This is a genomic window from Rhizobium sp. NLR22b, assembly GCF_019685295.1.
Lineage (GTDB): Bacteria > Pseudomonadota > Alphaproteobacteria > Rhizobiales > Rhizobiaceae > Rhizobium.
Map to the genome: position 1 here is coordinate 30,550 of NZ_JABDWM010000011.1, position 14,192 is coordinate 44,741.

13 protein-coding genes are annotated in these 14,192 nt (G+C 63.1%); 4 read left to right on the top strand and 9 right to left on the bottom strand.

What is annotated here, in order from left to right:
- Positions 1 to 789 carry a slipin family protein gene (locus tag HJC00_RS18390; protein WP_210633304.1) on the top strand — a complete coding sequence of 263 codons (789 nt, stop codon included), beginning with the start codon at positions 1 to 3 and terminating at the stop codon, positions 787 to 789.
- A 318-nt stretch (positions 790 to 1,107) separates the two neighbouring features.
- Here the strand turns inward: HJC00_RS18390 and HJC00_RS18395 are convergent, their stop codons facing one another.
- From HJC00_RS18395 to HJC00_RS18435, 9 genes are all read right to left on the bottom strand, one after another.
- Positions 1,108 to 1,401: a type II toxin-antitoxin system RelE/ParE family toxin gene (locus tag HJC00_RS18395; RefSeq protein ID WP_210633303.1), complete on the bottom strand. Its 294-nt coding sequence runs from the start codon at positions 1,399 to 1,401 to the stop codon at positions 1,108 to 1,110.
- Complete coding sequence (locus HJC00_RS18400; RefSeq protein ID WP_221147182.1) at positions 1,401 to 1,655, bottom strand: type II toxin-antitoxin system ParD family antitoxin; 255 nt, start codon at positions 1,653 to 1,655, stop codon at positions 1,401 to 1,403. Before HJC00_RS18400 ends, HJC00_RS18395 begins: the two co-directional genes overlap by 1 nt.
- A 292-nt stretch (positions 1,656 to 1,947) precedes the next feature.
- On the bottom strand, positions 1,948 to 3,345 hold the full coding sequence (gene lpdA, locus HJC00_RS18405; protein WP_221155752.1) for a dihydrolipoyl dehydrogenase: 1,398 nt from the start codon (positions 3,343 to 3,345) through the stop codon (positions 1,948 to 1,950).
- 4 nt (positions 3,346 to 3,349) lie between these two features.
- Positions 3,350 to 4,594: a dihydrolipoamide acetyltransferase family protein gene (locus tag HJC00_RS18410; RefSeq protein WP_221164448.1), complete on the bottom strand. Its 1,245-nt coding sequence runs from the start codon at positions 4,592 to 4,594 to the stop codon at positions 3,350 to 3,352.
- 3 nt (positions 4,595 to 4,597) lie between these two features.
- Positions 4,598 to 5,611 (bottom strand): alpha-ketoacid dehydrogenase subunit beta, encoded by a 1,014-nt coding sequence (locus tag HJC00_RS18415; protein WP_210633291.1) that lies wholly within the window; start codon positions 5,609 to 5,611, stop codon positions 4,598 to 4,600.
- Between the two features lies 1 nt (position 5,612).
- Positions 5,613 to 6,845 (bottom strand): 3-methyl-2-oxobutanoate dehydrogenase (2-methylpropanoyl-transferring) subunit alpha, encoded by a 1,233-nt coding sequence (locus tag HJC00_RS18420; protein WP_210633289.1) that lies wholly within the window; start codon positions 6,843 to 6,845, stop codon positions 5,613 to 5,615.
- A 62-nt stretch (positions 6,846 to 6,907) separates the two neighbouring features.
- A complete protein-coding gene (locus tag HJC00_RS18425) occupies positions 6,908 to 8,035 on the bottom strand; it encodes an acyl-CoA dehydrogenase family protein (protein WP_221155750.1) in 1,128 nt (375 codons plus the stop codon).
- A 17-nt stretch (positions 8,036 to 8,052) separates the two neighbouring features.
- Positions 8,053 to 9,240 (bottom strand): acetyl-CoA C-acyltransferase, encoded by a 1,188-nt coding sequence (locus tag HJC00_RS18430; RefSeq protein WP_221155749.1) that lies wholly within the window; start codon positions 9,238 to 9,240, stop codon positions 8,053 to 8,055.
- A gap of 22 nt (positions 9,241 to 9,262) precedes the next feature.
- Positions 9,263 to 10,030 carry a 3-hydroxyacyl-CoA dehydrogenase gene (locus HJC00_RS18435; protein ID WP_221164449.1) on the bottom strand — a complete coding sequence of 256 codons (768 nt, stop codon included), beginning with the start codon at positions 10,028 to 10,030 and terminating at the stop codon, positions 9,263 to 9,265.
- Positions 10,031 to 10,113: 83 nt separating this feature from the next.
- Here HJC00_RS18435 and HJC00_RS18440 point away from each other — a divergent pair, with 83 nt between their 5' ends.
- The 3 genes from HJC00_RS18440 (at position 10,114) to HJC00_RS18450 (ending at position 14,192) form a co-directional block, all read left to right on the top strand.
- Positions 10,114 to 11,166 (top strand): AraC family transcriptional regulator, encoded by a 1,053-nt coding sequence (locus HJC00_RS18440; RefSeq protein ID WP_210633284.1) that lies wholly within the window; start codon positions 10,114 to 10,116, stop codon positions 11,164 to 11,166.
- Positions 11,167 to 11,439: 273 nt separating this feature from the next.
- Entirely contained in the window at positions 11,440 to 12,585 is a 1,146-nt protein-coding gene (locus HJC00_RS18445; RefSeq protein WP_210633282.1) for an isovaleryl-CoA dehydrogenase, read from the top strand.
- The gene (locus HJC00_RS18450; protein WP_221147187.1) at positions 12,582 to 14,192 is read left to right on the top strand and encodes a carboxyl transferase domain-containing protein; all 1,611 of its coding nucleotides are present in this window, start codon (positions 12,582 to 12,584) and stop codon (positions 14,190 to 14,192) included. The genes HJC00_RS18445 and HJC00_RS18450 overlap by 4 nt, the downstream gene beginning before the upstream one ends.

Here is a 14,192-nt window from a genome sequence, read left to right on the forward strand (position 1 = left end):
ATGGATATGTTTGCAGATCTTGCCTTCTACTTGGTGGCCATAGTCATTGCCGTAGCCATCCTCGCATCCGCGGTTAAGATCCTGAGGGAATATGAACGCGGCGTCGTGTTCACACTTGGCCGCTTTACCGGAGTCAAGGGACCCGGCTTGATTCTGCTCATTCCCTATGTCCAGCAGATGATCCGGGTCGACTTGCGCACGCGCGTACTCGATGTCCCTAGCCAGGACGTCATCTCACATGACAATGTCTCGGTTCGTGTCAGCGCGGTGATCTACTTCAGGGTCATTGACCCCGAGAAATCGACAATACAGGTCGAGGATTTCATGATGGCAACAAGCCAGCTTGCTCAGACGACTTTGCGCTCCGTGCTCGGCAAGCACGACCTCGATGAAATGCTGGCAGAACGCGACAGGCTCAACTCCGATATTCAGGAAATCCTCGACTCTCAGACGGACGCTTGGGGAATTAAAGTAGCCACTGTCGAGATCAAACATGTGGATATCAACGAGTCGATGATACGGGCGATCGCTCGCCAAGCGGAAGCCGAACGCGAACGCCGCGCAAAGGTCATCAATGCCGAGGGCGAACAGCAAGCTGCAGCGAAGCTACTGGAAGCGGCGGAAATTCTGGCCAAACAGCCGGAGGCGATGCAACTTCGTTACTTGAGCACTTTGAACGTCATCGCCAGCGAGAAGACTTCGACGATTTTATTCCCCTTCCCGATGGAATTGGGCAATCTAATTGCCATTAAGCCGAAGAGATCGAACGGCACTGGCGTTGATGTTTGATCCGGCTTCTGTGTCGCCCTCGGGCCAAAATGAGGCCACGCCCCAGAGAAATGATATGAATGTTGAATCAGCTTCGACTCGCCTCGTCACCTCACAATCGATTCATCGATCACAGGATCTGCTCTAGCGCATGGGAGGCGATTACGTGTTTGCCTCTCGGAGGGGCTGATCGCGGCGAACACCTCGTCCCCTGCTATCCGAGGAGACGACGCGGTTCCTCCAGCGGTCGGTCGGCGTTCTCTTAACAGGCCTTGCTGACGATATTCCCGGGGCCTATTGCCGCCATGCAACTGTGCTTGTTCATTCGCTCAGCCAGGCCTAAGCAGGATCGCTGGCCCAGTCTTCGTGTCCATGGCGTATTCGGATCACGAATATAGCTCCGTGCTCCTCGATCCGGTAGACAATGAGATGGGCTTTGAACGGATGAACTCTAACTGGCGGCGAAATCTCCTCTCGCTCACGCGCCATTCGCGGATTGGCCGCAATCAGATCAAGCACGGTAAACAACTCGTCATGATACTGCCTAGCCTGTGCGGCTCCGAACATGCGCACTCCTTGTTCGGCGATCGCAATGATGTCCTCTTCCGCTTCGACTGAAAGGTCAAAGCGCATTATCTACCGCCGCGCGTTGTTTCTGCACGTGCCACTGCCGCGGCAAAGAGTTCGTCCTTCGAGCGGCTGCCAATACCGCTTTTAAAACCGTCATCAACGAAACGCTGCATGGCGGCAACCTTGTCACTGCGAATTTGGTCCCTCCGGATCAGGTCGCGCACATAGTCACTCGCATTGGAATATCGCCCGCTCTTTGCTTGTGCCTCAACCCAATCTTTCATCGGGTCCGGAAGAGATACGTTCATCGTAGCCATTCGAGCCTCCATGGTGCGAGTAGGTTAGCTGGACTTGGCAAAGTTTGTCAATCGGCTCCACGAACGGCGATCTGTGTCATATCCGGGGATTGCCGCCTACGCGATGACGAAGTCAGCGCTTCAGGGGTAGTCGGCCTGTCGATCAACGTCCGTGTGACGCTGATCCTCGTACGACAGGTCGGGCTCTTGCCCTTGTGGGCAAAGCTTTTCGGCATCGGCACGGCCTTATTCCGGTCTCAGTTGATGGGATCCGAACCGGCTGACGTCAATGCGTGATCCGGGTCCAGTCGGCTCAGATGTGCAAAGCGTTTCCCAACGCTTTCAGCGCCGCTTCCATGAGCGCTTCGCTGCGGGTCGGATGGACGTGAATGGTGCCGGCGATGTCTTCCAGGCGTGCTCCCATCTCGATCGCTAGCGCAAAAGCTGCCGAAAGCTCGGAGACTCCGGCTCCCACCGCCTGCAAGCCGAGAACCAGATTGGTGTCGGCACGGGCGACGACGCGCACGAAACCTTCCTCAGAGACCATCGTCATCGCCCGCCCGTTGGCGCTGAACGGAAACTGGGCGGTGCGGATCTCATATCCTTGCGCGCGCGCCTCCGCCGGCGTCAGGCCGGCGCTGACGATCTCAGGATCGGTAAAGCAGATGGCGGGAATGCATCTTTTGTCCCAGCCCCGCTTCTTGCCCGCAACGATTTCTGCCACCATCTCCCCTTGCGCCATCGCCCGATGCGCCAGCATCGGTTCGCCGGTCACGTCGCCGATCGCATAGATGCCGCGCATCGAGGTGCGGCATTGATCGTCGATCCTCAGATATGGACCGGCGCGGTCGAGATCCAACTCCTCGAGACCGGACCCTGCCGTTCGCGGGCGGCGGCCGACAGTGACAAGGATGCGATCCGCCGGCAGTGTCTCATGCCGGCCATCCGACGTTTCAACGATCAATGACTCGCCATTATCGGCAAGACCCATCGCCTTCGCACCCGTCAGCACCCGGATGCCGCTCTCGGTCAGCTTGCGCATCACGGGACGCACCAATTCCGCATCATAGAGCGGCAGCACCTGGGGAGTCGCCTCGACGACGCTCACCTCCGAGCCCATCTTCGAAAAGGCCATCCCGAGTTCCAGCCCGATATAACCGCCGCCGACCACGACGATCGTTTTCGGTAGTTCCGTCAGCGACAGCGCCTCGGTCGAGGAAATGACGCGGCCGCCGAAGGGCAGGTTGGCAAGCTCCACCGGATCGGAACCGGTGGCGATCACCACGGTCTCGGCGCGGATGACCTGCTGACCGGTTTCGGTCTCCACCTCCACCGTCTTGCCGTCACGGAAGTGCGCGCGGCCATGGACGATTTTCACCCGCGCCTTCTGCAACAGACCTGAAACACCTCCCGTCAGCCGGCCGACAATGCCGTCTTTCCAGGCGATCGTCCTTGCGAGATCGATCGAGGCGCCTTCGACGCGGATGCCCATCGGGTTCTTGCCTGCCAGCATTTTTTGCGTGGCGTCGAATTCCTCGGCCGCATGGATCAACGCCTTGGAAGGAATGCAGCCGACCGTCAGACAGGTGCCGCCCGGCTTGCCGGCTTCGATGATGACGGTATCGATGCCGAGCTGTCCGGCGCGGATGGCGCAGACATAGCCGCCCGGGCCGGCGCCGATGACGAGGAGCTTGCAGACCATTTCTTTCATGTGCTCAGCCTTCGATGAAAATGAGCGCCGGCGTTTCAAGGAGCGTGCGGATACGCTGGACAAAGGTCGCCGCATCCCAGCCGTCGATGATGCGATGATCGAAACTCGAAGAGAGGTTCATGATCTTGCGCGGCACGAATTGCGTGCCGTCCCAGACCGGGCGTGTGGCGATCTTGTTGACGCCGATGATCGCCACCTCGGGATGGTTGATGACAGGCGTCGAAACGATGCCGCCGAGCGCACCGAGCGAGCTGATGGTGATGGTGGAGCCGGAAAGCTCGTCGCGCGTCGCCGTGCCCGAACGCGCCGCATCCGCCAGCCGGCTCATTTCGGCGGCGCAATCCCAGAGGCCGCGCGCTTCCGCATGCCGCACGACAGGCACGGTCAGGCCGGCCGGCGTCTGCGTGGCGATGCCGATATGGACGGCGCTATGGCGCGTGATGATGCCGGCATCGTCGTCGAAGGTGGCGTTGACCTCCGGCTGCCCGGCAATGGCCTTGACCAGCGCCCGCATCAGAAAGGGCAGGACCGTCAGCTTCGGATGGCCCTCCCTGCGGTCGCCGTTCATGGTGGCGCGCAGCTCCTCCAGCGCCGTCATGTCCACTTCGTCCACATAGGTGATGTGGGGAATGCGCGAGGTGGAAAGCACCATTTTTTCGGCGATGCGCCGCCGCAGTCCGGTGAGCTTGATCTCCTCCGTCGCTGTCTTCTTGACGGATCCACCCTTTAGGAGGGCCGGAGCGGCGCCTTGCATCAGGAATTGCTCGACATCTTCGCGCAGGATACGTCCGGCCGGCCCGCTCCCCTGCACCTGCCTGAGATCGACGCCGCTTTCCCTGGCAAAGAGCCGAACGGAAGGGGCAGCAAGCGGTTTTTCGACGGGCGGGGCGGCAGTAGACGGGATTGCGGAGACCGGCGCTGCCGGGGCAGGCCTCGTGATTTCCGCTGTGACGACTTCGGCGGTCGGCGCCTGCGAAATCCGCATCGGCTGGGCCTCGCCGGCACCTTCCGCCGTTTCGATCCGCACCAGCGGCGCCTTGACCGCGATGCGGTCTCCGATATCGCCGGCGAGCCAGATGACCGTGCCATCGACGGGAGAGGGAATTTCCACTGTGGCCTTGTCGGTCATCACGGCGGCGATCACCATGTCCTCGCGGACGGGATCTCCCGGCTTCACATGCCATTCCACAAGTTCGGCCTCGGCGACCCCTTCCCCGACATCGGGCATCTTGATGATGAATTCGCCCATGGCTCAGGCCTCCATGACTTCGGCAAGCGCCCGCCCGACCCGGCCGGGACCGGGGAAATAGTCCCATTCCTGCGCATGCGGATAGGGCGTATCCCAGCCCGCGACGCGCACGACAGGCGCTTCGAGATGATAGAAGCAATGTTCCTGCACCAGCGCCACGACCTCGGCGCCGAAGCCCGACGTCAAGGTCGCCTCATGAACCACGACGCAGCGGCCCGTCTTCGAAACTGATTTGACGATCGTATCGAGATCGAGCGGCAGCAGGCTTCTCAAATCGATCACTTCGGCGTCGATGCCGGCATCCTCGGCCGCGGCCAGCGCCACATGCACCATCGTGCCATAGGCAACGACTGTTACCGCCGATCCCGTGCGCCGCACCTCGGCCTTGCCGATCGGGATCGTATAATGGCCATCGGGCACCTCGCCGAGAGCGTGTTTCGACCAGGGTGTGACCGGCCGCTCGTGGTGGCCGTCGAAGGGGCCGTTATAGAGCCGCTTCGGTTCGAGGAACATCACCGGATCCGGATCCTCGATCGCCGCGATCAGCAGGCCTTTGGCGTCATAGGGATTGGACGGCACGATCACCTTCAACCCGCAGACATGGGTGAAGAGCGCTTCCGGGCTCTGACTGTGCGTCTGGCCGCCGAAGATGCCGCCGCCAGTCGGCATGCGCACGACGATCGGGCAGGTGAAATCGCCGTTGGAACGGTAGCGGATACGCGCCGCCTCCTGCGTCAGCTGGTCATAGGCGGGATACATGTAATCGGCGAACTGGATCTCGACGCAGGGTTTGAGCCCGTAGGCCGCCATGCCGATTGCCGTGCCGACGATGCCGGATTCGCTGATCGGCGTGTCGAAGCAGCGCGTCCTGCCGTATTTTGCCTGCAGGCCCTGGGTGCAGCGGAAGACGCCGCCGAAATAGCCGACATCCTCGCCGAAGACCACGACATTGTCATCCTTCGCCATCGACACGTCCATGGCGCTGCGCACGGCCTCGATCATCGTCATCCTGGCCATGTCAGTATCCTGCCTTCTGCCGCTGGCGGCGGATATGCGCCGGCATCTCGGCATAGACGCCCTCGAAAATGTCGCGCACCGAAGGTCTGCCGCCGGCATGCAGCGTGCCATGCGCCTCGGCCTGGCGCTGCGCCTCGATCACCTCATCGGCGATTTCGGCTTCCGCCTGCACATGCCGCGCCTCCGACCATACGCCCTTGCCGATCAGATGTTTCTTCAGCCGCAGCACGGGATCGCCGAGCGGCCAGGCCTCCGATTCCGTCTTTGGCCGATAGGCGCTCGGATCGTCGGAGGTCGAATGCGCGCCGACGCGGTAGGTGACATGTTCGATCAGCGTCGGCCCGAGATTGCGCCGGGCGCGTTCAGCTGCCCAGCGGGCGACGGCATGGACGGCGAGATAATCATTGCCGTCGACCCTGAGCGCCGGAATGCCGAAGCCGAGGCCTCGGGCGGCAAAGGTGCCGGAGCCGCCGCGAGCAATTCCCTGAAAAGTGGAGATCGCCCACTGATTGTTGACGATGTTGAGGATCACAGGGGCCTTGTAGGTCGAGGCGAAGACGAGCGCCGAATGGAAGTCCGATTCCGCCGTCGATCCGTCGCCGATCCAGGCCGCGGCAATGCGGCTGTCGTTCTTGATCGCCGAAGCCATCGCCCAGCCGACGGCCTGCACATATTGGGTGGCGAGATTGCCCGAAATGGTGAAGAAGCCATGCTCCTTGGAAGAATACATGATCGGCAGCTGCCGGCCGTGCAGCGGATCACTCTCGTTAGAGTAGATCTGGTTCATCATCTCGACCATCGGATAGTCGTCGGCGATCAAGAGGCCCGCCTGGCGATAGGTCGGGAAATTCATGTCGCCCTTAGCAAGCGCCTTGCGGAAGGCGCAGCTGACGGCCTCTTCGCCGAGATGCTGCATGTAGAAGGAGGTCTTGCCCTGGCGCTGCGCCATCAGCATGCGGGCATCGAAGGCGCGCAGCTTCATCATGTTACGAAGCCCGGTCAGCAGTTCCTCATCGGTGAGCGATCCGGCCCAGGGACCGACCGCCTCGCCGTCACGGTTCAAGACACGGATGATCGAATAGGCGAGATCGCGGATATCCTCGGACGCGACATCGACCTCCGGCCGCGGCACGGAACCGGCCTTGGCGATCTTGACGTTGGAAAAGTCGGGCTGGCCGCCCGGGCGGACGGCGGGTTCGGGGACGTGCAGGCTCAAATGAGCGGAATCCACCATGTTTTTGCGTTCCTCCCTTTGCCGACCCCGCCTCCCTCCCGGAAGCGGGCCGGATGTCATTCCTAAAGATTGCGGGCGATCACCATGCGCTGCACGTCGCTCGTTCCCTCGTAGATCTGGCAGATGCGCACATCGCGGTAGATGCGCTCGACCGGATAATCGGCCATGTAGCCGTAGCCGCCGTGGATCTGGATCGCATCGGAGCAGACGCGCTCGGCCATCTCAGAGGCGAAGAGCTTCGCCATCGAGGCTTCCGACAGGCAGGGCAACTCCGCCTCCCGAAGAGACGCGGCGTGAAAGACGAGCTGGCGCGCCGCCTCGATCTGCATCGCCATGTCGGCAAGGCGAAAGGCGACGGCCTGATGTTCGAAAATCGGCTTGCCGAAAGCCGTGCGCTCCTTGGCGTAATCACGCGCCGCCTCGAAGGCCGCCCGTGCCATGCCGACCGCCTGCGCGGCAATGCCGATCCGCCCCCCCTCGAGATTGGCGAGCGCGATGCGATAGCCTTCGCCTTCCCCACCCAGCCTCAGATCCACGGGAATGCGCATCGTGTTGAAGGCGATCTGACAGGTGTCGGTGGAATGCAGTCCGAGCTTTTCCTCGACGCGGATCACCTCATAGCCGGGTGTGTCCGTCGGCACGATAAAGGCGGTGATGCCCTTCTTGCCGGCATCGGGATCGGTGACGGCAAAGACGATGATGACATTGCCGTTTTTTCCCGAGGTGATGAACTGCTTGGCACCGTCGATCACATAGTGGTCGCCGTCACGCCGGGCCCTTGTCTTCAGGTTCGAGGCATCGGATCCGGCCTGCGGCTCGGTGAGGGCGAAGCCGCCAATCCATTCGCCGGTCGCAAGCTTCGGCAGGAAACGCTGCCGCTGCTCCTCGGTGCCGAATTTCAGGATCGGCACGCAGCCGACGGAGCTGTGCACGCTCATAATCGTCGAACAGGGTCCATCGCCGGCGGCAATCTCCTCGAGTGCCGCGGCATAGGCGACAACACCCGTGTCCGAGCCGCCATAGGCCTCCGGCACCAGCATGCCGAGCAGCCCTAGTTCGCCCATCTCCTTCAGTTCCTCGCGCGGGAAAAGATGTTCCCGGTCGCGTTTGGCGGCTCCCGGCGCCAACCGGTCGCGGGCAAAGTCGCGGGCGAGATCTGTGATCTGCTGCTGAAGGTCGGAAAGGATCATGTCGCTCCTCCTTCCCGCTAATGCCGCTCGATGGCGACGGCCGTCGCCTCGCCGCCGCCGATGCAAAGCGCCGCCATGCCGCGCTTCAGATCGTAGCGCTCCAATGCTGAAAGCAGCGTCACCAGGATGCGGGCGCCTGATGCGCCGATCGGATGGCCGAGCGCGCAGGCGCCGCCATGCACATTGACCTTTTCATGCGGCAGGTCGAGATCGCGCATCGCCGCCATGGCGACGACGGCAAAAGCCTCGTTGATTTCGAAGAGGTCGACGTCCGAAAGCGCCAGGCCGGTCCGATCTGAGAGCTTCTGCAACGCGCCGATCGGCGCGGTGGCGAAAAGATTGGGCGCCTGCGAATGGGTGGCATGACCGAGGATGGTGGCGAGCGGCGTCAGGCCGCGATGCTCTGCCTCGGAGCGGCGCATGAGCACGAGCGCTGCCGCGCCGTCGGAAATCGAACTTGAATTGGCGGCCGTCACCGTGCCATCCTCTCGGAAGGCGGGCTTCAGCATCGGGATTTTGTCGAGCTTCGCCCGACCCGGCTGCTCGTCGCGGCTCGCCCGCTGCTCTGATTTGCCCGACTTGACCGTCACCGGCACGATCTCGCTTTCAAACCAGCCTTCCGCGATCGCCTTCTGCGCCCGCGTCAGGGAGGCGATGGCGTAATTATCCTGCGCTTCGCGCGTGAACTGATAGGCTTGGGCGCAGTCCTCCGCGAAGCTGCCCATCAAGCGCCCCTTGTCATACGCATCCTCCAGCCCGTCGAGGAACATGTGGTCCACGACACGCCCATGGCCGAGCCTGTAGCCGCCGCGGGCCTTGTCAAGGAGATAGGGCGCGTTCGTCATGCTTTCCATGCCGCCGGCGACTGCCACAGAAGCACTGCCGGCGGTGATGAGGTCATGAGCCGTCATGACCGCCTTCATGCCCGAGCCGCACATCTTGTTGACGGAGCTTGCCCCCGTCGCGAAAGGCAGGCCGGCGCCGATCGCCGCCTGGCGCGCCGGCGCCTGGCCTTGGCCTGCAGGCAGCACGCAGCCGAGAACGACTTCTTCAACCGCCTCGGCCGAGACATGGCTACGCTCCATTGCCGCGCGGATCGCCGTGGCTCCGAGTTCCGGCGCTGTCGCCTCCTTCAGCTCTCCCTGGAAACTGCCGATCGGCGTGCGCGCCGCGCCGACGATGACGATAGGGTCCTGCAGTGCCATGTTTCCTCCCTGGGGCAAACGCTCAGCGCGCGCCCATCCGCAATGCGCCGTCGAGGCGGATGACCTCGCCGTTCAGCATGGGGTTTTCAAAGATATGGCGCACCAGCGCAGCAAATTCCGCCGGCCGGCCGAGCCGCGGCGGAAAGGGCACGCTCTGGCCGAGTGCCGCCTGAACCTCGGCCGGCATACCGGCCATCATCGGCGTCTCGAAAATGCCGGGCGCGATCGAGACGACGCGGATGCCGTGACGGGCGAGCTCGCGGGCGATCGGCAAGGTCATCGCCGCCACCCCGCCCTTGGAGGCGGCATAGGCCGCCTGGCCGATCTGACCGTCAAAGGCGGCAACCGAGGCCGTATTGACGATCACGCCGCGCTCGCCTTCGGCATCCGGCTCCCCGGTCTGAATCGCAGCGGCGGCAAGCCGGATCATGTTGAACGTGCCGATGAGATTGATGCCGACGGTGCGCGCGAAACTCTCCAGCCGGTGTGGCCCGTCGCGGCCGATCACCTTTTCGGCCGGCGCCACGCCCGCGCAGTTCACCAGCCCGCGCAAACCGCCAAAGGCTTCGGCCGCCGCGGCAACCACAGCTGCTCCAGCCTCGCCATCGGTCACATCCGCCTTGACGTAGCGGGCATCGATGCCAAATTCCCGCGTGATCGCCTCGCCCAGGTCAACGTTGAGATCGGCGATCGTCACGCGCCCGCCGGCCTCGACGAGCATGCGCGCCGTCGCCGCTCCGAGCCCGGAGCCGCCGCCGGTGACGATGAAACTTGCCCCACGGATCAGCATGAATCTGTTCCTCCCTGTCGGCTGCGTCCTCCTCCGAGCGCCACCGACGGTCACGATTCTATTCGTTCCACCTATTGCAAGCGATGACAGAACTGCTCCATTATTTCGGCCAGTTTTGCCATAGCGGGGTTGAGATGGCCGAGATCGAGCGACGCATGATTGCACCGGGCTTCGTCGAAGAGGCGCTGGACAGCCTGCGGCGGCTCGGCAAGCCGACGGCGCCGATCCTTGCGCGGGTCGGCCTGCCGCCGATCGTCGATCAGCCGGTGTCTGCCGAAACTTATGGCGCCCTCTGGCTGATGATCGCCGCCGAACTCGACGACGAATTCTTCGGCATGGGCGGCCGACCGATGCGCAGCGGCAGCTTCACGCTGCTCTGCCATTGTGTGCTGCATGCGCCGACGCTCGGTCAGGCGCTGCGTCGGGCGCTACGTTTTCTCGATGTCGTGCTCGACGACCCTAGAGGCCGGCTCGTCATCCGCGACGGCTTGGCCGAGATTGAGCTCAGGGATGTGGGCGGCCCGCGATCGGCCTTCGCCTATCGCACCTACTGGATCATCCTGCACGGCATCATATGCTGGCTGGTCGGCCGCCGCATCCCCATCCGGCTTGTCGACTTCCGCTGCGCCGAACCGAAACAGGGCGCCGACTACCGGTTGTTCTTCGGCGCTCCGGTGCGCTTCTCGCAACCGATCAGCCGTCTCGGCTTCGACAGCACCCTGCTCGACCTGCCGATTTCCCGTAGCGAACAGGCGTTGAAACAGTTCCTGCGCGGCGCGCCCGCCAATATTCTGGTGCGCTACCGCTACGACGCGGGCATCGCCGCCGCCGTCCGTCGGCGATTGAGCCAGGCAACGCCGGCGACGTGGCGCAGCTTCGCCGAACTCGCCGCCGACATGCGCATGCCGCCCTCGACGCTGCGCCACCGCCTGCACGACGAAGGACAAAGCTATGCCGCCATCAAGGACGACATCCGCCGGGATCTCGCCGTCGAACTGCTGCTGAATACCTCGAAAACGATCGGCGAGATCGCCGTACAGCTCGGCTATTCCGAACCCAGCGCCTTTTTTCGCGCATTTCGCAAATGGATGGGCAAGAGCCCTGAGACTTTTCGACGGGAGGAAGCGGGGGAATAGCGCAGTGGGTAATAAGCCGAGACCTGCATCTAGACCCAGTCGCTATTTGGCGCTGGCGGTTCCACACCCTCCCTCATGCCTGTGCTTGTCACAGGCATCCAGCGCGCCCAAGTCCTTGGGCGCAAGAGACTTTCTTCGAGCGAGCAACGAGCCATTCTCCGCGCGGACGCGCGATGGTTGGATGCCGGTGACAAGCACAGGCATGAGGGAGGCATGGGGTGCCTCTTTGAACCTGCCGCAACCCGCGCTACATATTTCAGCGGGAGGAGTGCCATGTTTGATTTCTCGCTCGGCGAAACCGCGGACGCGATCCGCGAAACGACGGCGCGATTTGCCGCCGATCATATTGCTCCGCTCGCCGCGGAGATTGACGAAAGCAACACGTTTCCACGCCAGCTCTGGCCGCAGATGGGCGCACTCGGCCTGCATGGGATCACCGTCGAGGAAGAGTTCGGCGGCGCCGGTTTCGGCTATCTCGAGCACGTCGTCGCCATGGAGGAGGTCTCGCGCGCCTCGGCTTCCGTGGGCTTGAGCTACGGTGCTCATTCCAATCTCTGCGTCAACCAGATCCGCCGCTGGGCCTCAACGGAGCAGAAACGCCGCCATCTGCCGAAGCTGATCTCGGGCGACCATGTCGGCTCGCTTGCCATGTCCGAGGCCGGCTCCGGTTCCGATGTCGTCTCCATGGGGTTGCGAGCCGAGAAAAGAGGCGACCGCTATATTCTCAACGGCACGAAGTTCTGGATCACCAATGCCCCGCATGCCGACGTACTCGTCGTCTATGCCAAGACCGATCCGGCCGCCGGCCCGAAGGGCATTTCCGCCTTCATCATCGAAAAGGGCCTGACCGGCTTCAGCGTCTCCAAGAAGCTCTCGAAACTGGGCATGCGCGGCAGCGACACGGCCGAACTGGTCTTTCAGGATTGCGAGGTGCCAGCCGATGCGCTGATGGGCCGGGAGGGAGAAGGCGTGAAAATCCTGATGTCCGGCCTCGATTACGAACGCGCCGTGCTCGCCGCCGGCCCGCTCGGGATCATGCAGGCCTGCCTCGATGTCGTGCTGCCCTATGTGCGCGAGCGCAAGCAGTTCGGCAAGGCGATCGGCGATTTCCAGCTGATGCAGGGCAAGATCGCCGACATGTATGTCGCGCTGAATTCGGCGCGCGCCTATGTCTATTCCGTGGCCCGCGCCTGCGATGCCGGCCGGGCAACGCGCACCGATGCGGCCGCCGCGATCCTTTTTGCCAGCGAAAATGCCGTGAAAGTCTCACTGGAAGCGATCCAGGCGCTCGGCGGCGCCGGCTATACCAAGGAATGGCCGGTCGAGCGTTTCCTGCGCGACGCCAAGCTCTACGATATTGGCGCCGGCACCAACGAGATCCGCCGCTATCTGATCGGGCGGGAGCTCATCGCATCATGACGGTGATTTCGACTGCGATCGATCGCGACAGCGAAAGCTTCAAAGCCAATACCGCCAAGAATAAAGCCCTCGTCGACGAACTCTACGCGCATTCGGCGAGAGCGCGCGAGGGCGGATCGCAGACGGCGCGCGCGCGCCATACCGGCAAGGGCAAGCTCCTGCCGCGCGACCGCATCCAGCTCCTGCTCGATGCCGGCAGCCCTTTCCTGGAGATCGGCACGCTGGCAGCCAACGGCATGTATGGCGACGAGGCGCCGGGCGCCGGCATCATATCGGGCGTCGGCCGCGTTTGCGGCCGCGAGGCGATGATCGTCGCCAATGACGCGACGGTGAAGGGTGGCGCCTATTTCCCGATGACGGTGAAGAAACATCTTAGGGCGCAGGAGATCGCCCTGCAGAACCGGCTGCCCTGCCTCTATCTGGTCGATAGCGGCGGCGCCAATCTTCCGCATCAGGCCGAGGTCTTTCCCGACCGCGACCATTTCGGCGCCATCTTCTACAATCAGGCGCAGATGTCGGCCGAAGGCATTCCGCAGATCGCCTGCGTGATGGGAAGCTGCACGGCCGGCGGCGCCTATGTCCCCGCCATGTCTGATGAAACCGTCATCGTGCGCAATCAGGGCACGATCTTCCTCGCGGGTCCCCCGCTGGTCAAAGCCGCGACCGGCGAAATCATCTCGGCCGAAGAACTCGGCGGCGCCGAAACCCATGGCCGCCGCTCCGGCGTCGTCGATCATGTTGCCGAGAATGACGAACATGCGCTGCTTCTGGTGCGAGACATCGTCGCCAGCCTCAACAGCGTCAAATCGGTCGATATCGACATCCAGCCTCCGCGGCCGCCGAAACTCGATTTCCAGGATCTTCTTGGCCTCATTCCCGATGACGTGCGCTCGCCCTATGATGTGCGCGAGGTGATCGGACGGATCGTCGACGGCTCGGAACTGCACGAGTTCAAGCCGCTCTACGGCTCCACGCTCGTATGCGGCTTCGCCCGCATCTGGGGCATGCCGGTCGCCGTCATCGCCAATAACGGCGTGCTCTTTTCCGAAAGCGCGCTGAAGGGTGCGCATTTCATCCAGCTCGCCTGCCAGCGCCGCGTGCCGCTGCTGTTCCTGCAGAATATTTCCGGTTTCATGGTCGGCGGCCGCTATGAGGCCGGCGGCATCGCCAAGGACGGGGCAAAGCTGGTGACGGCGGTTGCGACGGCGACCGTGCCTAAGGTCACCGTCATCATCGGCGGCAGTTTCGGCGCCGGCAATTACGGCATGTGCGGCCGCGCCTATCGCCCCCGTTTTCTCTTCACCTGGCCGAACAGCCGCATCAGCGTCATGGGCGGCGAACAGGCGGCTTCCGTGCTCGCCACCATCCGCCGCGACGCACTGGAGGCGCGCGGAGAGAATTGGTCTGTCGAAGAAGAGGAGGCTTTCAAGGCGCCGATCCGCGCCGGCTACGAGGCGGAGGGCAATCCCTATTATGCCACTGCCCGCCTCTGGGACGACGGCATCATCGATCCCGGCCAGACGCGGGACGTGCTCGGCCTTGCCTTTTCCGCCTGCCTGAACGCGCCGATCCCAAAAGGGCCGCGCTTCGGACTGTTTCGGATGTGA